Here is a 20,733-nt window from a genome sequence, read left to right on the forward strand (position 1 = left end):
TTATTCTGCTAAAAAATTAAATATTCCTCCTGTATGCCAAAATAGAATATCATTATCGTTAATGTTATTTTTTTTTATATAATCTAACATTCCATAAAAAGCTTTACCTGTGTAACAGGTATCTAAAGTAAAACCATAATCTTTTATAGAATTTATACATAGCTTTTTTAATTCGGAATTATATTTTTCATATCCCCCCATTAAATAGTTATCTAAAACTATTATTTCTTTGTTTGTACAATTGATATTGTAGTTTTGACACAATTTTTCATAAAATTTGCTAACAATTTCTGTAGCTTGATTTGAATTCCTAGCAACTGAAATCCCTACAACTTTTGTTGTATTGAAACCATACTTATCTAACCCTGCTAATAAACCCGATTGAGTAGAGCCAGTTCCTGAAGCATGAAAAATATACTTCGGAAACCAATTATTTTTTTCACAATATTGTTTAAGTTCTTTTACTACCTTTATATAAGATAAACCACCTTCTAAGGTATGTCCTCCACCCCATATATAATATGGCTTAGATTTTTTTTCTTTATATTGTTCCATTGCTATATCCATCATAGAACCTATTTGACTAGCCTCATCTACAAAAACTATATCTGCTCCTGAAAGACGCATAATTTTAGCATTTCCTGATTGCTTTCCAAATTCTTCCTTAGAACCATGAAGTACAAGTGTACAGTCCATTTTATTTTCTGCTGCAAAAACAGATACTGCCCTACAATGGTTAGATTGGATACCACCTGTTGTTACCAAAGCTTTTGCTTTTTTAGAAAAAATATCTTTCGCAATAGCCTCCATTTTTCTACCTTTATTTCCTCCACCTAAAAAAGGATATAAATCATCACGAAAAATCCTTAAATTATTTGTTAATGAATCTACCTTTTTAAACATCATTTTGTATTTTTTCTTTCCAAGGTAACTTATCCCATTCTGATTTTAAAAGTCCATAAATTCTTCTATTATGAAATTTTCCATCTTTCCATTTATGATTTTTTAAAACACCTTCTAAAGTAAATCCTGCTTTTTGATATATGCTGTAAGCAGCAATATTATCATCATTAGTATATAAAAAAATCTTATTTAATTTTAGAATTGAATAAGCATAATTATACATCCATAATGAAACTAACTTACCAATCCCCATACCTTGTCTATCAGGATTAACCATTACATAAAACTCAGCATTTTGATGTAAATTATTAATACCTGTAAATCCACCCATAGCGATTATAATACCTTTTTCATTAAAAAAACTGAAATCTATCCTGCTATTATTATTTAAATTATATAAGTACCATTTTTTTGTATCCTCTACTGATGCAGGCAAGTTAAAAAACATAGTTTTATTAATACGCTTATCATTGATCCAATTAACCCGACTTTCAATTTCTAAAGAACTAAATCTCTTTGGTATTATTTTCATTAACTTCTATATTTATCTAATGTTGTAAATAACTGACCTGGTATAATCACTATATCTTTTCTATTTATAATATTCATAATAGTACTTAATAATATTTTAAGATCTTTACTAAATGATATTTTTTCTACATATTGCGCATCTAATTCTAAGCGCTCATCCCAATTTATTGTATTTCTACCATTAACTTGAGCCCAACCAGTTATACCTGGTTTAACAGTATGCCTTAATTTCTCTCTTTCTTTATAATATGGCAAATAGTTTACTAATAAAGGACGGGGACCTATTAAACTCATATCTCCTTTTAGAACATTTATTAGTTGTGGAATTTCATCTAAAGATGTTTTACGAACAAATGCTCCAACAGGAGTTAAACGTTCGGAATCAGATAATAAATTTCCATACTTATCACATTTATCATTCATTGATTTAAATTTAATTATTGTGAAAATTCTTTCATTCTTACCTGGTCTACGCTGTAAAAAAAAAGGTTTTCCAGAATTAGCTATAGATAAAAAAACTAAAACAACTAAAAATATAGGACTTAAAACTAATAGCCCTAAAAATGCTAAGATGAAATCTAATATTCTTTTAAAAAAAACTTTGTACATAATATTTATTTATTATAATAATCTTTTATACTCTTCTAATAATTCATTCCAAACAAATTTTTGCTCATAACGATTTATTATCATATTTCTACAATTATTTTTTAATTCTTTATATAAGATTGAGTTATCAACTAGCTCTTTCATAGCTAATTTAAATTTCTTTGTATTTTTTACAGGAACGATAATTCCATTTTCACCTTCTACTATTATCTCATTACATCCATTAATATTACTTACAATAGAAGGGACTCCCATTGCTCCGGCTTGTATAACAACATTAGGAAATCCTTCTCTATAACTTGGAAAAGCCAATACATTTGATATTGCAAAATAAGGACGAACATCTTTTTGATAACCAACTGCTATAATATTAGGATTGTTTTCTATTTCTATAATAGTTTGCTCTTCTAAAGGATCTAAATCACGCTCTTCTTCACCAACAAGCAACAACTTAATATTTGTATTTCCTGTATCAATTAGCTCTTTAAATGATGATACTAATTCATTAATCCCTTTATCACTTACTAAACGTCCTACAAATATAAAAACAAAATCTTTTAGATTTATATTAAGAGAATCTTTTATTTTTTTTGTACTGCAAAGCGAAATATGATCTGGATTAAAGAAATCTATATCGATCCCATTAACATTTCCATTAGCTATTACTTTTAATGGTTTATCTGTAATATTATAGTTTATTAAATCCTCCTTAACACCTAACCCTTCAGGGTATACATTTGTAGAAGCCCAACATAATATTTTATCTGTTTTTACAAGTAGCTTTTGCATTAATCCAACCTTCGTAGGAAAAATAAGCCCTGTAAATGTATGCATCCTAATAGGTACTCCTACAATTTTACCCGCTAGCATAGATAATAAACCAGCCTTAGGGGTTATAGAATGTATTATTGTTGGTTTTTCTCTTTTAAATAAAAAACATAATTTAACTAAAGAAATAAAATCTTTAATAGGAGAAATCCTTCTTTCCATATCAACTGAAATTGCTTTAACTCCCTCTCTATTTTTAGTATTTTCTAAAGACTCTCCCTTTCCTGAAACGGCAATAACATTATAATATCCATTTAAAAATTTTAACTGCCCTTTAAGTAAATTGAATGACTGAGGCACAGTAGTAGTTCTAATTATCTTTATAGAATTATTTTTCATTTAATAAATTTATAAATTGTTTGTAAATAACAGGTAAATTGAAGTCGTTTGATCTATTTAATGATTTTTGCGAAAAATATAAATATTCGTTAGGGTTATTTGATAAAAAAAGCAAGGCTTTTTTTAAAGCAACAATATCATTTACATTTATTAATATTCCATATTTGGCTTTATAAAAATCTCCTTTATTAATAAAACTTATTTTTTTTCCATTATTTAATAATTCTAATGGACCAGAAAGACAATTAGTAGCAATAACGGGAAGTCCAACACTCATAGCCTCTAACAATACATTTGGAAAACCCTCAGAATTAGAACTTAAAACAAATATATCATAATTTAATAAATCCTTTAAAACCGTTTTAGAGCTTCCTGGTAAAAAAATTTTATTATCTATTTTAGATTCTAATATAAATTTTTCATATTCCTTTCTTAATCTCCCATCTCCAATAATTGTTAAATTAAAATCAAACTGTTGCTTAAATAAATTTAATAATAGAAAATGATTTTTAACTGGCTCAAACCTACCTACAGTAACTATTTTTATTTTTTTATCAATTGGCACTACTGTTTGATTTAAAATATCTTTGGGTAAAGTTATAGGATTATATATTATATATTTATCTATCATAACTCCAAAATTATCTTCTAAATCTTGATTAATATATTTAGAGTTAGAAAATAAAATATCAGCTTTGTTATATATTTTTTTTATAAAAAATTTCGAAATATTTTTACGAGCAATGGAACTACCATATTCTTTTGAAGGAAAATTTCTTTCACTCATAACTACCTTAATATTTGGTATTCTTTTTTTTATGTACCCGTTTACAATATTTGGTCTAAATAAAAAAGATATCGATGTATCAATATTATTAATTTCTAAATATTTTAAATATTTTTTAAACACAATGAAAGGACTCGTAATTTTATCAAAAAAACTATTATTACTATCATTATAAACATATGTTACATGTACTTCTTTTGGTATTGGATAATGAATCTTATTATAAAATAAAAATAAATGAACTTCATAATCATTAATCATTTTTTTTAACAAAAGACTAATAACTTTTTCTGCACCACCACTTCCCATTGACATAGTGATTATCGATATTTTATTTTTCATCATACTTTATTTAATATATTTTGATATTTAACTAAAACTATAAATAATCTACTATTAATTTGATTTACGAAACATTGGTAAAATAGATTTTAAAAAAACAAATACTAAAATTGGATATAAAAAATTCCTGGTAAAAGCGAAATGGGTACCTAAAGAGTTCCGATGAAAATAAAAAGATGACAAAGCTAAAAAAGTGAGTAAGAAAATTTTTATGGGAAATATTTTTGTTTTACAAAACCAAGACTGTCCTTTATAAATCATAACAACATAAATTAGCGGCATTATAATTAGTCCTGAAAAACCAAAGTAAGAGTAACCTTCTGCCCAAGGATTAAAAGCCATCCTGTAGGTTAAACCTGGAAATAAATCATTTTGAAACAAAGTATTATACATTGAACTACTATAATCAAAAGCACTTAAAGGAATAGGTAATAATGCTAAAAATGAATAAAAAAAATGCTCTACACCTACATAATATTGATTATCAACAATAGCTTGAAAAATGTATTGAGTAGATAAAAACTCCATTCCTTTTCTAACTGCATTAAAATCAATACCTCCGTTAGCTATAAAATAAAAAAGCGTTGAAATATCACTTACAAGTAAATATGAATAAATTCTTTTTGAAATAACAATTAAAAAAAGACCTGTTATACCAAAAAAACTCATTTTAAATACTTTTCCCACAGATATTTTCTTTTTACGATAAAAAACCAAAAATGCATAAATACAAAAAAATAACGCTAAAATAGTCCTATCACCTAATCTAACAGAGAATAGAATAAGTCCTATTGACATAAACTTGTAAATTAACTCTTTTTTAATTAAATAAACAGCTAAGTATAAGATTGAGACAGAAAATAATTGAATTTTAATCCCTAAATTCTCGGTTAAATAAAACCCCTCTAAATAACTAATATCAAAACTAAAAATAGCTAAACCAATAAATAAAACAGGTATAATTCTTTCATTTTCTAAATACTTCACAATCTCCTGCTTAGCTAATACAATTTCAGAACCATGTCTTTTATCGAAAAAATTTGACAAAAAAAACAAAAAAAAACATATCATAAAATACACAAAATGTAAATGCCAAGAAACTTCTAAAACACTGTAACCTAGTGGTCCGCTTATATCACCAAAAACAAGAGAAAGAAAGAATAAAAAAGTAGATATAAACCCTATAAAAAAAAAATCTACAATTCTTCTGTATAAAAGAAAATAAAAAGTCAAAAAAAAACTTACTAATAAAAAGAACATATTAAATAGTTATTTGTTCATGAATAATTCCTCATCTGTGGTCATTAAAAAAGATTTTTTGGCTTGATATGAAAGATCTTTAATATTTAAATTATACTTTACCACCCTCTGTTCAAAATCTAATGTTGTTCCTATAATTTTTGAAGGATTTCCTCCAACAATAGAACCATTAGGAATACTCTTAGTAACTACAGAACCTGCAGCAACAATAACATTATCACCAATTGTAACTCCTGGTAATATTAATGCATTGTTGCCTATATAAACATTGTTGCCTATTCTGATTTTCCCAAAAAAATCCATCTTAGGGTATTTCTCTCGAAGAACCCATGCCGCACCATGATTAAAAAACTTAACGTCATTTGTAATTTGAACATGATTACCTAATTCAATTAAATAAGGCTCGGATCCAAAATACTTAGTCGCAATAGAGCAACCTGTTCCGATTTTCACACCTACATATCGAGCATATTTCTCACTTGACCAAATTTTCTTTACACAAAAATTAAATATTTTATTTAACATTTTTTATTTTATTTTTAGCATTCTCTTTAATGAAAATAAAGTTATAGAATCAGTAATTTTAAACAGTTTAATTGGAATAATATAAACAATAATAAATAATGGAGCCAACAAAAAAGCTACGTATTTAACTTTATCAAAAATCATATTCAGGCAAGTACAAAATATAAAAACAGATATAGTAATAGAAAAAACAATTTTTAATATATTACAAAAAAATAGTTTCATATCAAGAGATATCATTTTCAAAGAAAAATATGAATTAGTAAAGTAACTAACAATAGATGTTAAGATAAATCCATACAACAAAACTTCTATATTAAGATAATAAATACCAATGAAAATAGTTATTAATTGTACACTTTTTTTAAATAACTCTAGATAAAATATTTTATGCGTTTGATTATATATTTTAAAAATATTCCTATTTACCATTTCTTGTAAAGAGAAGAAACCATATATAAGAATCATTTTAAGAAAAAAACCTGTTTTAATCCATTCTTCACCATATAAAATTATAATAATATGTTCAGAATAGATATAAATTAAAGAAAAAACAAAGCCAATAATTAATGCTGTATTTTTAGATACATTAATAAAACTTAAATTAAACCTCTCTCTATCATCTTGAATAGCACTCAAATGACTATAAAAAACCTGTAAAATAATATTTTTAGATATAACGTCAGGGGCTTGATAAAGTGTTTTAGCTTGGTAATAAAAACCAACAGAAGTAACATTAAAATACTTACCTAAAATAAGTTCATAAATATTATTAAACGCCGCATCTAAAATAGAAGATAGTGTTGTAAAAGCACCAAAAGAAAATACTTCTTTAAATGATTTTTTAGAAAAAACTACTTTCTTTAACCTTCCTTGTTTAAACCACAATATAACCATAAACAAAGCTGCAGATAAAACCTGCATAATTAAAACTGACCAAATACCGAAACTCTTATAATAAGCTAAATATAATGCTATGGTTGAAGCTATAAAAAAAGAAACAAATTTAAAAACACCTAACTCTTTAAACTTCATCTCTTTCACTAATTTAACTCTATTAATAATTGTCAAAGAATTTATAATTAATAAAGAACTAAGTATCCATAAAATATGTTTTAATTCAGGCAAGTTATAAAAACTTGCAATAAAATTAGCAGACAATAACAATGCCAGCATTAGAAAAATACTAATACCAAGGTTTAGTAAAAAAACTGTTGAATAATCTTTTTCTGAAACATTATTCTTACGAATTAAAGCCCCACCTATACCACTTTCTACCAACACATTAGAAACACCTATAAAAAACATAGCGATACCTATTACTCCGAAATCTTTTGGAGATAAAACCCTAACAAATAATATATTAGCTATTAACGCTATGACCGAATAGCCTAATTGCCCAAAAAGAGACCAAAATATACTGTTCTTTAAACTACTCATAAATTATTATAACCTACAATCTCTATTTTCTAACACCCCTTTAACGTCATACACTATAGCTTTTTCTTTTTTAAGTTCAGATAAATCTAAGTCTTTGAATTCATTATGTGCAACACCTAAAACAATAGCACTAAATTCTTTTTGAGGTAATTGTTGACTACTGTCCATACCGTACTCATGCTTCACTTCAACAGGGTTTGCCCAAGGGTCGTACGTGGTTACTTTCATTCCAAAATCTTCTAAGGCTGTAATTACATCTACAATTTTTGTATTACGAACATCAGGGCAATTTTCTTTAAAAGTAATTCCTAACATTAATACATCTGCTTTGTTTACAGGAATATCTTTTTTAATCATGGTTTTAACCACCTGTTCAGCTACATATTTCCCCATAGAATCATTCAATCTTCTTCCAGCCAAAATAATTTCTGGATGATACCCAAACTCTTGTGCTTTTTGAGCTAAATAATAAGGGTCAACACCAATACAGTGTCCACCAACTAAACCTGGTTTAAAAGGCAAAAAATTCCATTTTGTACCTGCTGCCTCTAAAACAGCATGGGTATCAATATCCATTAAATTGAATATCTTTGCCAATTCATTTACAAAAGCGATATTAATATCTCTTTGTGAATTTTCAATTACTTTCGCCGCTTCGGCAACTTTAATTGTTGGTGCCAAGTGTGTACCTGCTGTAATTACCGATTTATATATTCCGTCAACTATTTCACCTATTTCTGGTGTAGAACCTGAGGTTACTTTTAATATTTTTTCAACGGTATGCTCTTTATCTCCCGGATTAATTCTTTCAGGAGAATATCCTGCAAAAAAATCTTGATTAAATTTCATTCCAGAAACTTTTTCTAATACAGGAATACACTCTTCTTCTGTTGCCCCAGGGTAAACAGTAGATTCATACACTACAATATCACCTTTTTTTAAAACTTTACCTATTGTTTCACTTGCTTTTACAAGAGGTGTTAAAATAGGTCTATTATTTTTATCTACAGGAGTTGGAACGGTTACAACATATACATTAGCATCTTTAATATCATCAACACTAGCAGAACATAATAGTCCTTTATTATTTAACTTAAATGGATTTTCTTTTATTAATGCAGATTGTAATAATTCATCTGAAACCTCTAAAGTGTCGTCATGCCCATTATTTAAATCAGAAACTCTAGCTTGATTAATATCAAAGCCAACTACAGGATATTTTGTAGCAAATAACCTTGCTAATGGCAACCCTACATATCCTAAACCTATAACTGCAATTCTCTTGTTCATCTTTTAACTATTTTTCTAAATTTTTCCAATACCAAGCTACCGCTTCTTTCAATCCTTTTGCAAACTCATGTGTTGGATTATAACCTAAATTTTTCTTTGCCTTTTCTATTGATGCTAATGAGTGTGGAATATCACCTAACCTATTAGGCCCGTATGAAATTTCTACAGCTGCTATTTTAGCATCAAATTCAGTTAAGTACTCTTTTAACAACTCTACCATTTCTTTGATAGTAGTTCTGTCTCCAACAGCCGTATTATAAACGGTGTTTACAGCTACTCCTGATTCAGCAAGCATCGCTCTCTCATTCATTTGAATTACATTATCAATGTATGTAAAATCTCTTGAGTACGTTCCGTCTCCATTAATTACAGGACTTTCATAGTTCATTAACTGAATTACAAATTTAGGTATTACCGCTGCATATGCTCCGTTTGGATTTTGTTTTCTTCCAAAAACATTAAAATATCGTAAACCAACACACTCTAAACCATACATTTTACCAAAAACATCTGCATATAATTCATTTACATATTTTGTTATTGCGTACGGTGAAAGTGGTTTTCCTATTACATCTTCTACCTTTGGTAAAGATTCTGAATCACCGTACGTAGAAGAACTAGCCGCATATACAAAGCGTTTTACACCTGCATCTCTCGCGGCAACTAACATATTTAAAAAACCTGATGTATTAACATCATTTGTTGTAATAGGATCTTCAATAGATCGAGGTACAGATCCTAAAGCGGCTTGATGTAAAATATATTTTTTATTTTCGCACGCTTTTTTACAAGTTTCTAAATCTCGAATATCACCTTCTATTAACTCAAAGTTAGGATTATCTAAAAAAGGCTCAATGTTATGATAATAACCTGTTGAAAAATTATCTAATACTGTAACTTTATACTTTTGCTCTAAAAAATAGGCAACCAAATTGGAACCAATAAAACCGGCTCCTCCTGTAATAAGTATCTCTTTTTTTTTATTTTCCATACTTTTTTTAAAAAAAATTATTTTTTAATATATTTTAGAGCTAAAACACCCTTTTTATTTACTGGTATCAAAACCTTTATTTCTTTTTTATACGGAAGGTGTTTTACATAAAAACAAACGACCCTCTAATAACAAGCTAAGATAATACTATTTTTAGAGTCTATTTTGAGTTTTAAAAACATTATACAATCATTTCTAAATATAAAAAACCTTAAACCAATAAATAAACTCTTTAATTCCTTTTTGTAATGATGTATTAGGCTGGTAATCATAATCTTTTATTAACTCATCTACATTTGCCCAGGTTTTTTCAACATCACCAGGCTGCATGGGCAGCATCTCTTTCTCAGCTACTTTGCCTATATTTTTTTCTATTTCAGAAACAAAGTCTAATAAATTTAGCGCCTTATTATTACCTATATTATATATTTTATACAATGGTCTATCTTTTACCGGCTTTACAATTATTCTTTTAACACCTTCTACTATATCATCTATATACGTGAAATCACGTTGCATATTTCCATAATTAAATACTTTTATGGCTCGGTTATTAATAATTGCATCGGCAAATAATGTAGGAGCCATATCTGGCCTACCCCAAGGACCATAAACAGTAAAAAAACGCAAACCTGTAGTTGGTATATTGTATAAGTGGCTATAAGTATGCGCCATTAATTCATTACTTTTTTTGGTAGCAGCATATAAACTTACCGGATGATCTACATTGTCATTGGTTTCAAAAGGTATTTTTTTATTAGCTCCATAAACACTTGAACTACTAGCGTAAACTAAATGCTTAATATTATTATGCCTACAATTTTCTAAAATATTTAAAAAACCAACAATATTACTCTGTATATAAGCTTCAGGATTTTCAATACTATACCTAACACCTGCCTGAGCAGCTAAATTACACACAATATCGAATTTTTCTATTTTAAAAAGATTTGATAATTGTAGCTTATCTTCTAAATTAAGTCTTTTGAATTTGAAATTAGAATTAGCACTACTAATAACTTCTTTATAAAAAATAGCCGCATTTTCTTTATCAATACCTAATTCTTTTAACCTACTGTACTTAAGGTTAACATCATAATAGTTATTAATATTATCAATACCAACAACTTTAAATCCATTTATTAAAAGTTGTTTACATAAATGATACCCAATAAAACCTGCAGCTCCTGTAACTAAAACCTTCATTAGTTTTTACCTATTTGATAATATTCAAAACCTCTATCTTCTAACTTAAAAGCATTGTATTGATTTCTTCCGTCAAAAACAATAGGTGTATTTAATTGTTTTTTTATTTCTGAAAAATCAGGAGAACGAAATTCCTTCCATTCTGTTAACATAATTAAAGCATCGGCGTTTTTTAAAACATCATATTTTGATTCAAAGTATGAAATATTATCAACTCCTTTTAAATAAAAAAGTTGTGCTTCTTGCATTGCTTTTGGATCGTATGCTTTTATCTTAGCTCCTCTTTTTACCAATTCTTTAACCACATAAATAGCAGGAGCCTCTCTCATGTCATCAGTTCCTGGTTTAAATGCTAACCCCCAAAGACCGAAAGTAAAACCTGTTAAATCTCCTCCAAATCTACTTATTATTTTTTCTGAAATCACCTGTTTCTGACGATTATTAACCTCTTCTACTGAGGTTATTAATTGAGCATTATAACCATGTTCTTCTGCCATTTTCTTTAAAGCTTTTACATCTTTAGGAAAACAAGATCCTCCATAACCTGCTCCTGGATAAATAAAGCTATATCCTATTCTACTATCAGATCCTATTCCTACCCTTACATTATTTACATCAGCTCCAACTCTTTCACAAATATTAGCTATTTCATTCATAAATGAAATTTTTGTAGCTAACATAGCATTTGCCGCATATTTTGTCATTTCTGCAGAACGGATATCCATGGTTATGAAACGTTCATGAGACATTGTAAACGGAGAGTACAGTTGTCTCATTTTATCAATAGCATATTCAGTTTCTGCCCCAATAACAACTCTATCAGGTTTCATAAAATCACTAATAGCGTCCCCTTCTTTTAAAAATTCAGGGTTCGAAACAACATCAAATAATATAGCTAAATTTCTTTTATCTAATTCTTTTTGTATTGCTATTTTCACTTTATCTGCAGTACCCACCGGAACTGTTGACTTATCTACAATTACAAGTCGTTTATTCATTTTAGCTCCTATTTCTCTAGCAACAGATAATACATATTTTAAATCTGCTGAACCATCATTTCCCATAGGCGTACCTACCGCTATAAAAACAATATCAACATTATTTATAACATCTTCTAATTGAGTTGTAAAAAGCAAATTGTTTTTTTCTATATTTTTAAGAACCATTTTTTCTAACCCTGGTTCGTAAATTGGAATTACACCTCTATGTAGTTTATCTATTTTATCTTGATCTATATCAATACAAGTAACTTTATTTCCCATTTCAGAAAAACATGCTCCTGACACTAAACCAACATAACCTGAACCTATAACAGCTATATTCATACAACTAACTATCTTTTATTTTTTTTTACAAATACTTTTCCAAAAACAAACCCTACGCCTATTATAATACCTAAAAACAACCATTTTACAAAAATTAGAACTCTGTTTGGTCTTGATTTTAATATAGGAACAGTTACTGGCTTTATTACCGTAAATAAAGGTGTATTTTCTTTTAACTTAATTTTTTGTTTTTCTAATTGTTTCGCCATTTCAGAGTATATTGTATAAGCTAAATTATAATCTGAGTTTAACCTTTCTAAACGAGATTTTGAGCGAAATGTTATTAATCCTTGATTTCGATCCCTAAAACTTGCTAAATTTGCTTGTTTTTTTTCAAAATCTTTTTTTAATTCTTTATAACGCTCTTCTATGAAAATTAATTCTTCTTTTGTTTTCTGAACTTTAAAGTTAGTTATTATCCTCTGTAATATATCTTTTGCTTTTTTAGTCATTTGAGCTGCCGGAAGAGCTTCTGGCATTGAAAACATTAACTCCACATACCCCTCTTTACCATTAATATCTATTTTTAATTGACTACCTATCAAATTCATAAGTTTACTTTCTAATACAGAAACCCTATAAATAGAATCATTTCTCACTTTTTCATCAACTACATGTGTAATGTTCTTTTTAAATAAACTAAAAAACTTACCAGGAAGTCTTACGGTGTAATTTTTAATAAAAGAAAGTACATTTGTTTTTTTATATTTTAAATAATACTCTTCGTAAGTAATATCTTTATCTAAATATGAAAACTTTAAAGGCACTTTTAATAATTCTTTTCTAAAAAGAACACTTTCTGTAATTTTAGGGTATAAATGTGGACTAATACTTTTAGACAAACTACTTCTTTCTAGATTAATACCTGCCAAAATAGCTAAACCGCCTAAATCAGGTACTGATGCACCTTTTGATAATTGAGGTACTAATATAGTGGAAGCAGTATATTGTTTTGGTGAAAAAATAGCTATAAATATACCTAATAAGCCAAAAATAATTATAAAACGGATTACTGTTCTTCTAGCTGTCCATATTGTTTTAAATAATGCTAATAAGTCAATTTCACCTTCAGCATTATAATATGTGCTTTTCTTTACCATTTTTTACAACTTAATTTGTTAATGTTTTGACTAAAATTCCTAATGTAGCTAAACCAGTTGTTACGGCAATAACTTCTTGTGCCGACGACTTTCTAACATTTTTCGGTTTATTAGGTACTAAAATCAAAGAACCCGGCTTTACTTTTGGGTATGATTTAAAGAACAAGAATCGTTTTATTGTTTTAATATCTCCATTAGCATAAATTACATAAGCTCTACTCTTTTTAGCATTTGCAGAAAAACCACCAGAACTTTCAATATATTGTTTAAAGCTCCTTGCTTTTTCATATTGAACCAATGATGGAGATAACACTTCACCTTCTACTTTTACGGTTTGTCTTTCAGATGGGATAAAGAGCTCATCACCTTCCTCTAAAATTAAATTATATTTTGATGATTCGCCACCTTTAGACAATATTTTTTGTAAGTTAATTCCTATTTTAAAGGATTTTTTCTCATTAACTCTACATACACCAACACCTAACTCATCTTTTGTAGCAAATTCGGAAAGGATTTCTAGTTGCTTTTTATCCTCTTTTTTATTATTTTTTCTAGTTAAAAAAGCTCCTTGGGTGTATGCAAACTTTGTTAATCCACCTGCTTTTTTAATTAAGTCTGATATTTTTTCATTTTTAAAACCTATAGAATATTCTCCTTCAAAATTAGCTTCTCCCTTAATAAAAACATTTTTTTGTTTGGTATAACCTTTTAAGTATCGAACTGAAATAATATCAAAAGGTTGTAAAATAAAATGATTACTCGCTGTTCCTTCTAAAGTAGCATTTGCACTAAGATTAAAGTTTTTACTAATAGTTTCGAAGCTCCCATCCTTCAATCTTCTTGAAACATCAATTGTATTAGCATCAGCACCATCTTTTAACCCACCTGCAAGTACTATTAGATCTTCTATTTGCATTCCTTCCATAAAATCGAATTCATTACCTTTATTTACTGCGCCATTAATAGTAATAAATTCTTTTTCTTTTAGTTCTTTTTTACTGTATATGTATACTTTATCATTTTGTTTAAGAAACAATCTTTCATTATTTTCTTTTAATGAAAATGAGATTGTTTCTTTGTTTGTTTCATTATAGGTTCGAACAATTATAGCTCTATCTAAAAAAGCTTCTTTAGTAATTCCTTCTGCTTTATTTAGCAAATCGGCTACTGATAAATTTTCTTTATACTGATAATTACCTGGTTGAAATACCGCTCCTGTTATGGTTATTTTATTTGAAAATTCATTTGTAATTTGATTAATTTTTATAAAATCGCCATCTTTTAATTTTTCTACAGATAAATTCGCTTGAGGTATTTCTAATATTTCTTTTTGAATCCCATTAACCCTTTCAACAACAATATTTTGCTTGTATGCATTTGAAACAAAACCACTACAATATTTTAACAAATCTGAAAAAGTTTCAGACTTTTTCATTTCATACAATCCAGGTCTTTTAACAGCTCCTTCGATTGTTACTAATTTTTCGTAAGGTTTTACAATGATAACGTCCTGATCTTGTACAGTTATATTTCCTTTCTCTAATCCGTTTACTAAAAACTCATAAAAGTCAAAATCGGCTATTTTTTGCCCTGCTCTAAAAAGTCGAATATTTCTAAGGGTTCCATTTTTAGTTGGTCCACCTGCAGCATATAAAGAATTTAAAACTGTTGAAAAAGCGCTTAAAGAATACGAGCCAGGTACTTTTACCTCGCCTACAATACTTACTTGAACATTTCGTACTTCTTTTATAGAAACAGCTATATTCACTTTATTATAACTATCAGGAGAGGCTGTTATTCCTGCATAAATTTTCTTTAAATAATTTTTGATTTTTGATTTTGCCGCTTTAATAGGCAAACCTACTACATGAATATAGCCAACACTTTGAATATTAATAGCTCCCTGTCTATTTACTTTCTCTTCATAATTAGCTTCAGCTGCACCCCATAAATCAACAGAAACAACATCTCCAGCTCCAATAACATAATTATCAGGGGTTGTTACATTTAAATTTGGAGTAAACGAAATATTTGGATTATTAAAGAAATCATATCCAAAAAGCTTTTCTTTTTGCTGTGCTTCGCCTTGCTTACCTGTTAACCCAAAATACACCTCTTGTTCCGTTTTTAATTTTTTAGTTCCACTAAGTCTAGTTACACTTGAGTTATCTAAATTAAGGATTCTAGCTTGTAATTTTTGAGCTTGTAATTCAGACATTCCTTTGGATTTAGACATCACCAAAGCTTGCTCTAAAGTATAACCTTGCTTTTTAATTTCATCTCGATAACTAACTACTTGTTGATCAGAAAGATTATCGACATCAGTATTAGCTAATTGCAATTGTATGTTTTGAGAATTAACCGAAGTAAAACTAAAAACAAGCAACATGAATATTGATAGTATATTAATATTTTTTAAAGTCATTTTATTATTATTTTTATAGCTAGTCGACTATTTTTTTAGTTAAGTTAACAAATATAACAGTATTTTTTTTACCGTATAAAAGGGTTTTTTTCACCATTACTAACCAATTCAACATTTCTAATATCGTGTACAATTTCTATCGATGACTTAGCGTCTTCTAAGCCAAACCCTTTTCCATTTAAAATACCTTGATAACTCTTTGTATGCAATTCAGTAAAACCGCCACTAAATTCAATTTCTTCACCATTTACTGTAATAGAGCGATATGTTCGTTGTTGTTTTTTTAAAATTTCTATAGGTAATGAATTTTCATCTATTGATAAAAACCAACGCACTCTTGCATTTTCGAACTCTAAATATCCTGCTGACTTATCTTTTTCTCTTAAATGCACTATATTTTCTTGCACATCACCAAAAACCCAACAAAGCATATCATAAAAATGAACTCCAATATTTGTTGCAATCCCCCCTGACTTACTCTCATCGCCTTTCCAAGAAACATCATACCAATTACCTCTCGAGGTTATATAAGTCAAATCAACATCATATTTTTCTTTTCTGTTTTCAGATATCACTTTATTTTTAAGCTCAATAATACTTGGGTGTAGCCTTAATTGAAGAATCGTATTTATCTTATTACCTGACTCCTTCTCAATTGCCTGTAAAGCATCTACATTCCAAGGATTTAAAACCAAAGGCTTCTCACAAATAGCATCAGCACCTCTTCTTAATGCCATACGTATATGTGAATCATGTAAATAATTTGGTGTACATATACTCACATAATCTAACTGAATATTTTGCTGTCGCTTTATTTTTTCTATATGCCGATCAAATCGCTCAAACTCTACAAAAAAATGAGCCTTTGGAAAATAATTATCCATTACTCCAACACTATCAAACTTATCTAACGCCGCTATTAACTTATTATTGGTATCTTTTATAGCTTTTAAATGACGCGGAGCAATATAACCTGCAGCTCCAATTAACGCAAAGTTTTTCATTATACTATTTTATCTATTACGTTTTGAGATTTTTCACACTACTAACTCTTTTTAATTTAACGTGTATATAACTTAAAACACACCCTTCTTTTTGTTACATTTATAAATAACACAACACTAAAAAACCTTACAAACAGCCTACGAAACTACAAAAAACATTTTTAAAAATATTAGAAAACAAAAAAAGTCTCATCAAAAAATGATGAGACTTTCGGTGGGCGCGAAGGGATTCGAACCCCTGACCCCTTGGGTGTAAACCAAGTGCTCTGAACCAACTGAGCTACGCGCCCTAAACTATATATATTTAACTCTTAACTAAAAAATTGTGTGGGCGCGAAGGGATTCGAACCCCTGACCCCTTGGGTGTAAACCAAGTGCTCTGAACCAACTGAGCTACGCGCCCTAACTACAAATTAGACTATGGTGGGCGCGAAGGGATTCGAACCCCTGACCCCTTGGGTGTAAACCAAGTGCTCTGAACCAACTGAGCTACGCGCCCTATAAACTAATTGCGGGTGCAAATATATAACTCTTATTTAATATAGCAATGCTTTTTTTTATTTTTTTTTATAAAACCTCAGCTACAACAAAAGTACTCCCTCCAATATAAATAACATCTTCTTTGTTTGCATTTAATTTAGCATTCTCAAAAGCTTGATTTACAGATTCAAAAGATTCTCCATACAAATTAAACTTTTTTGACTGCTCTTTTAATATTTTTTCTGATAATCCTCTTGGAATATTTGGTTTACAGAAGTAATAAATTGCTTTTTTAGGAAACATTGGTAATACTTCTTCTATTTTTTTATCAGAAACAACCCCTAAAATAATATGTAGCGTTTTAAACCTTTCTCTACTTAGTTGTTTTAGAGTATATATTAAACCTTCTTTATTATGTGCTGTATCACAAATAACCTTAGGAGAATCTTGTAAAACTTGCCAACGTCCTTTTAAATTAGTGTTTTTTACAACATTTAATAATCCTTTTTTTATAACCTCACTTGTTACTGAAAAATTTTTTAATTGCCTTACAGCTTCAACAGCTGTTTTAGTGTTTTTTATTTGATAATCTCCCAATAAATCAGTTTCATACACTTCTAATCCATCTGAAGCAAATAAAATTGTAGCACCACATGTTTTTGCTTTAGTTATAAAAACATCTTCTATAACCTTTTGTCGTTCTCCAATAATAACAGGTACATTTTCTTTTATAATACCTGCTTTTTCATAAGCAATTTCTGGTAAAGTTTCTCCTAAAAACTGCGTATGATCTAACCCAATATTTGTTATCACAGAAACTTGGGGCTTAATAATATTTGTCGAATCTAATCGACCTCCAAGACCAACCTCTATAACCGCAATATCAACTTTTTGTTTTGCAAAATAATCAAATGCCATACCTACGGTCATTTCAAAAAAAGATAATTTTTGAGTTTCTAAAAAGCATTTGTTTTTTGATATAAAATCAATAACACTTTCTCTTAAAATTTCTTCTCCATTAACTCTAATACGTTCTGTAAAATTTTTTAGATGTGGCGATGTATACAAACCTACTCTATAGCCTGCTTCTTGTAGTACAGAAGCAATCATATGACTTGTTGACCCCTTACCATTCGTACCCCCTACATGAACCGTTTTAAATTTCTGCTCAGGATTTCCTAACTCATTACTTAAAGCAATACTATTTGTTAACTTTTTTTTAAAAGCAGTATTCCCTTCACGCTGATACATTGGCAACTGCAAAAACATCCAATCTAAAGTTTGTTGATAAGTCATAGGTGTTTTGTAAATACTCAGCTATAGCTGAGTTATTATGATATAAAATTATTAATTACTGAGATAAAGAAAACTTGTAAATAATAGTTCCACTTTGCTTTGGAGGTGCATTTCCGTCTGCATTCCATTGTGTTTTTAAGGCTGCTTCTTTTGCTGCTTTTAACAAACATAAAGCAGTATTATTAGATCCTTTTACACCTGGAGTTGCTTTAATAACTTTTCCATTTTGATTTACTATAATACTTACTACAACAGTGCCTTCTTCTTGACAGTTTGGTTTTCTTATAGGTTTAGATAATGCTTTACGACCTGCTAAATTATAATTACCACCTGTACCACTTCCTGAATTTCCATAATATTTATTCGAATTTGGATCGCCATTTTCGTTTCCTTTGGTTCCTGAAGTATTATCATCTCCTTCTCCTGAAGTTTCACCTTCTTTTGACGTTCCGTTTAACAAACTATTTAAAGCATCAGTTGTAGCCTTTGACGGCTTTGGTTTTACCTTTTCTTTTTCTTTTTGTTTTATAACTTCTTTGACTACTTCTTTTGGAACTTTCACTTTTTCATTAACTTTCTCTACAACGGGAACATCTTTTGCAGCATCATCTGTAATAACTTCCTCTTTAATAATCTCTTTAGAAATATCAAGTTCTTCTTCAACTACTTCTTCTTCAACTACTTCGTCTTGAGACTCTTCAGGTTTTGCTTCTGATTTTGTATGCTCTACAGGCTCACCGCTACCAACTTCAGAATCTCCAAAATTAATCGCTAATCCATATTCAATAGGAGGATCTAAATATTTCATCCCAAAATTAAATATACCAAAAAGTAAAAGCATCAAAATCAACGCTGTTACAGCTGCTGATTTGCGTTTATGTTGTGTATCTAATATTTTCATTTAACAAATTTCTCTGTAGTATTTTTATCATCTTTTAAAAAGTAAATCGAAATGGTATTTAAAACTACTTACCTTTTACAGCTAGAATCATTTTTAGCTTATTTCTATTTGCAATATCAATAACTTGCATAACGTTTTTATATGGCACATTTTGATCTCCTCTAATAACTAGGGTTTTCTTTTTATCTATTCCTACTTTAGCTAATATTGTTTTTTCTAAATTAGCATTACTAACTTTTGTTTTATCAATATAAAAGGATGAGTTTTCTGTTATTGTAACAGCTACAGCAGCACTGTTTTCTGTTTTACCTCCTGCCTTTGGCAATAATACATCAATAGCACTTACAGTTACTAGTGTTGATGTTAGCATAAAAAATATTAACAACAAAAAAACAATATCCGTCATAGACGACATATTAAAACTTGGGTCAACTTTATTTCTTCCTTTTAAATTCATTACACTGGTTCATTTAATAAATCTAAAAACTCAACAGAGGTTGCCTCCATTTGATATACTACTTTATCTGTACGTACCACCAAATGGTTATACGTTATGTAAGCTATAATACCTACAATTAAACCTGCAACAGTGGTAGTCATAGCGGTATATAACCCATCAGACAATAATTTTATATCAATTTGCCCACCTGAATTTGCTATTTCATGAATTGCAATAATCATTCCAATTACAGTACCTAAAAAACCAATCATAGGAGCTGCACCTGCAATAGTTGCTATTACAGAAACATTTTTTTCTAACTGATACACCTCTAGTTTACCTGCATTTTCAATAGCTTTATTAATATCTTCTAAAGGCTTTCCTATTCTAGAAATACCTTTTCCTATTAATCTTGCTGTAGGTGAGTTGGTACTTTCACATAATTCTTTAGCGTTATCTAATTTACCATTTGTTACATAGTCTCTAATTTGATTCATAAAATTTTTATCAACTTTTGAAGCTGCTTTGATAGCAAAAAATCGTTCAAAATAAATATATAATGAAAGTGCTAATAGCACAAATAAAATAGCTATAATAACTTGACCTCCTAATCCACCATCTTTAATTAACTGAATTATAGATAATGTTTTTTCTTCTGAGATTGCTTCAACTAAATCTGTATTCTCTTGAATGTACCCTAACATGAACATAA

19 protein-coding genes and 3 tRNA genes are annotated in these 20,733 nt (G+C 28.7%); all 22 read right to left on the minus strand.

From position 1 onward, the window contains the following. The 22 genes from ACN5J4_RS04835 to ACN5J4_RS04940 all read right to left on the minus strand — a co-directional run bounded on the left by ACN5J4_RS04835 (nt 1) and on the right by ACN5J4_RS04940 (nt 20,725). Complete coding sequence (locus ACN5J4_RS04835) at nt 1-906, minus strand: 1-aminocyclopropane-1-carboxylate deaminase/D-cysteine desulfhydrase (protein WP_418651000.1); 906 nt, start codon at nt 904-906, stop codon at nt 1-3. Then, nucleotides 896-1,435: a GNAT family N-acetyltransferase gene (locus ACN5J4_RS04840; protein WP_418651001.1), complete on the minus strand. Its 540-nt coding sequence runs from the start codon at nt 1,433-1,435 to the stop codon at nt 896-898. Before ACN5J4_RS04840 ends, ACN5J4_RS04835 begins: the two co-directional genes overlap by 11 nt. After that, a complete protein-coding gene (locus tag ACN5J4_RS04845) occupies nt 1,435-2,043 on the minus strand; it encodes a sugar transferase (protein ID WP_418651002.1) in 609 nt (202 codons plus the stop codon). The genes ACN5J4_RS04840 and ACN5J4_RS04845 overlap by 1 nt, the downstream gene beginning before the upstream one ends. Before the next feature lie 12 nt (nt 2,044-2,055). Continuing rightward, nucleotides 2,056-3,210: a glycosyltransferase family 4 protein gene (locus ACN5J4_RS04850; RefSeq protein ID WP_418651003.1), complete on the minus strand. Its 1,155-nt coding sequence runs from the start codon at nt 3,208-3,210 to the stop codon at nt 2,056-2,058. Continuing rightward, on the minus strand, nt 3,200-4,342 hold the full coding sequence (locus ACN5J4_RS04855) for a glycosyltransferase (protein WP_418651004.1): 1,143 nt from the start codon (nt 4,340-4,342) through the stop codon (nt 3,200-3,202). The genes ACN5J4_RS04850 and ACN5J4_RS04855 overlap by 11 nt, the downstream gene beginning before the upstream one ends. A 51-nt stretch (nt 4,343-4,393) precedes the next feature. Further along, nucleotides 4,394-5,386: a hypothetical protein gene (locus ACN5J4_RS04860; protein ID WP_418651005.1), complete on the minus strand. Its 993-nt coding sequence runs from the start codon at nt 5,384-5,386 to the stop codon at nt 4,394-4,396. Nucleotides 5,387-5,608: 222 nt separating this feature from the next. Beyond that, nucleotides 5,609-6,052 (minus strand): acyltransferase, encoded by a 444-nt coding sequence (locus tag ACN5J4_RS04865; protein ID WP_418651006.1) that lies wholly within the window; start codon nt 6,050-6,052, stop codon nt 5,609-5,611. A gap of 75 nt (nt 6,053-6,127) precedes the next feature. Next, on the minus strand, nt 6,128-7,564 hold the full coding sequence (locus ACN5J4_RS04870) for a lipopolysaccharide biosynthesis protein (RefSeq protein ID WP_418651007.1): 1,437 nt from the start codon (nt 7,562-7,564) through the stop codon (nt 6,128-6,130). A gap of 6 nt (nt 7,565-7,570) precedes the next feature. Beyond that, a complete protein-coding gene (locus tag ACN5J4_RS04875; RefSeq protein ID WP_418651008.1) occupies nt 7,571-8,854 on the minus strand; it encodes a nucleotide sugar dehydrogenase in 1,284 nt (427 codons plus the stop codon). 7 nt (nt 8,855-8,861) lie between these two features. Beyond that, nucleotides 8,862-9,845 carry an SDR family oxidoreductase gene (locus ACN5J4_RS04880; RefSeq protein WP_418651009.1) on the minus strand — a complete coding sequence of 328 codons (984 nt, stop codon included), beginning with the start codon at nt 9,843-9,845 and terminating at the stop codon, nt 8,862-8,864. A gap of 195 nt (nt 9,846-10,040) precedes the next feature. Beyond that, nucleotides 10,041-11,051, minus strand: a complete 1,011-nt coding sequence (locus tag ACN5J4_RS04885) for an NAD-dependent epimerase (protein WP_418651010.1) — start codon at nt 11,049-11,051, stop codon at nt 10,041-10,043. Then, complete coding sequence (locus ACN5J4_RS04890) at nt 11,051-12,376, minus strand: UDP-glucose dehydrogenase family protein (protein WP_418651011.1); 1,326 nt, start codon at nt 12,374-12,376, stop codon at nt 11,051-11,053. Before ACN5J4_RS04890 ends, ACN5J4_RS04885 begins: the two co-directional genes overlap by 1 nt. 8 nt (nt 12,377-12,384) lie before the next feature. Then, on the minus strand, nt 12,385-13,476 hold the full coding sequence (locus ACN5J4_RS04895) for a Wzz/FepE/Etk N-terminal domain-containing protein (protein WP_418651012.1): 1,092 nt from the start codon (nt 13,474-13,476) through the stop codon (nt 12,385-12,387). A 10-nt stretch (nt 13,477-13,486) separates the two neighbouring features. Beyond that, the gene (locus tag ACN5J4_RS04900) at nt 13,487-15,901 is read right to left on the minus strand and encodes an SLBB domain-containing protein (protein WP_418651013.1); all 2,415 of its coding nucleotides are present in this window, start codon (nt 15,899-15,901) and stop codon (nt 13,487-13,489) included. Nucleotides 15,902-15,969: 68 nt separating this feature from the next. Then, nucleotides 15,970-16,905: a Gfo/Idh/MocA family protein gene (locus ACN5J4_RS04905; protein ID WP_418651014.1), complete on the minus strand. Its 936-nt coding sequence runs from the start codon at nt 16,903-16,905 to the stop codon at nt 15,970-15,972. A gap of 215 nt (nt 16,906-17,120) precedes the next feature. After that, nucleotides 17,121-17,195: transfer RNA gene (locus tag ACN5J4_RS04910), tRNA-Val, on the minus strand. 38 nt (nt 17,196-17,233) lie between these two features. Further along, nucleotides 17,234-17,308 (minus strand) — tRNA-Val (locus ACN5J4_RS04915). An 18-nt stretch (nt 17,309-17,326) separates the two neighbouring features. Beyond that, nucleotides 17,327-17,404: transfer RNA gene (locus ACN5J4_RS04920), tRNA-Val, on the minus strand. Between the two features lie 68 nt (nt 17,405-17,472). Next, nucleotides 17,473-18,681: a bifunctional folylpolyglutamate synthase/dihydrofolate synthase gene (locus tag ACN5J4_RS04925; RefSeq protein ID WP_418651015.1), complete on the minus strand. Its 1,209-nt coding sequence runs from the start codon at nt 18,679-18,681 to the stop codon at nt 17,473-17,475. A gap of 55 nt (nt 18,682-18,736) precedes the next feature. Further along, complete coding sequence (locus ACN5J4_RS04930; RefSeq protein WP_418651016.1) at nt 18,737-19,582, minus strand: energy transducer TonB; 846 nt, start codon at nt 19,580-19,582, stop codon at nt 18,737-18,739. A gap of 64 nt (nt 19,583-19,646) precedes the next feature. Beyond that, nucleotides 19,647-20,039: an ExbD/TolR family protein gene (locus tag ACN5J4_RS04935; protein ID WP_418651017.1), complete on the minus strand. Its 393-nt coding sequence runs from the start codon at nt 20,037-20,039 to the stop codon at nt 19,647-19,649. Further along, the gene (locus tag ACN5J4_RS04940; protein WP_418651018.1) at nt 20,039-20,725 is read right to left on the minus strand and encodes a MotA/TolQ/ExbB proton channel family protein; all 687 of its coding nucleotides are present in this window, start codon (nt 20,723-20,725) and stop codon (nt 20,039-20,041) included. The genes ACN5J4_RS04935 and ACN5J4_RS04940 overlap by 1 nt, the downstream gene beginning before the upstream one ends. Between the last annotated feature and the right edge of the window lie 8 nt (nt 20,726-20,733).

This window comes from Tenacibaculum aestuariivivum, from assembly GCF_964507685.1.
GTDB lineage: Bacteria > Bacteroidota > Bacteroidia > Flavobacteriales > Flavobacteriaceae > Polaribacter > Polaribacter aestuariivivum.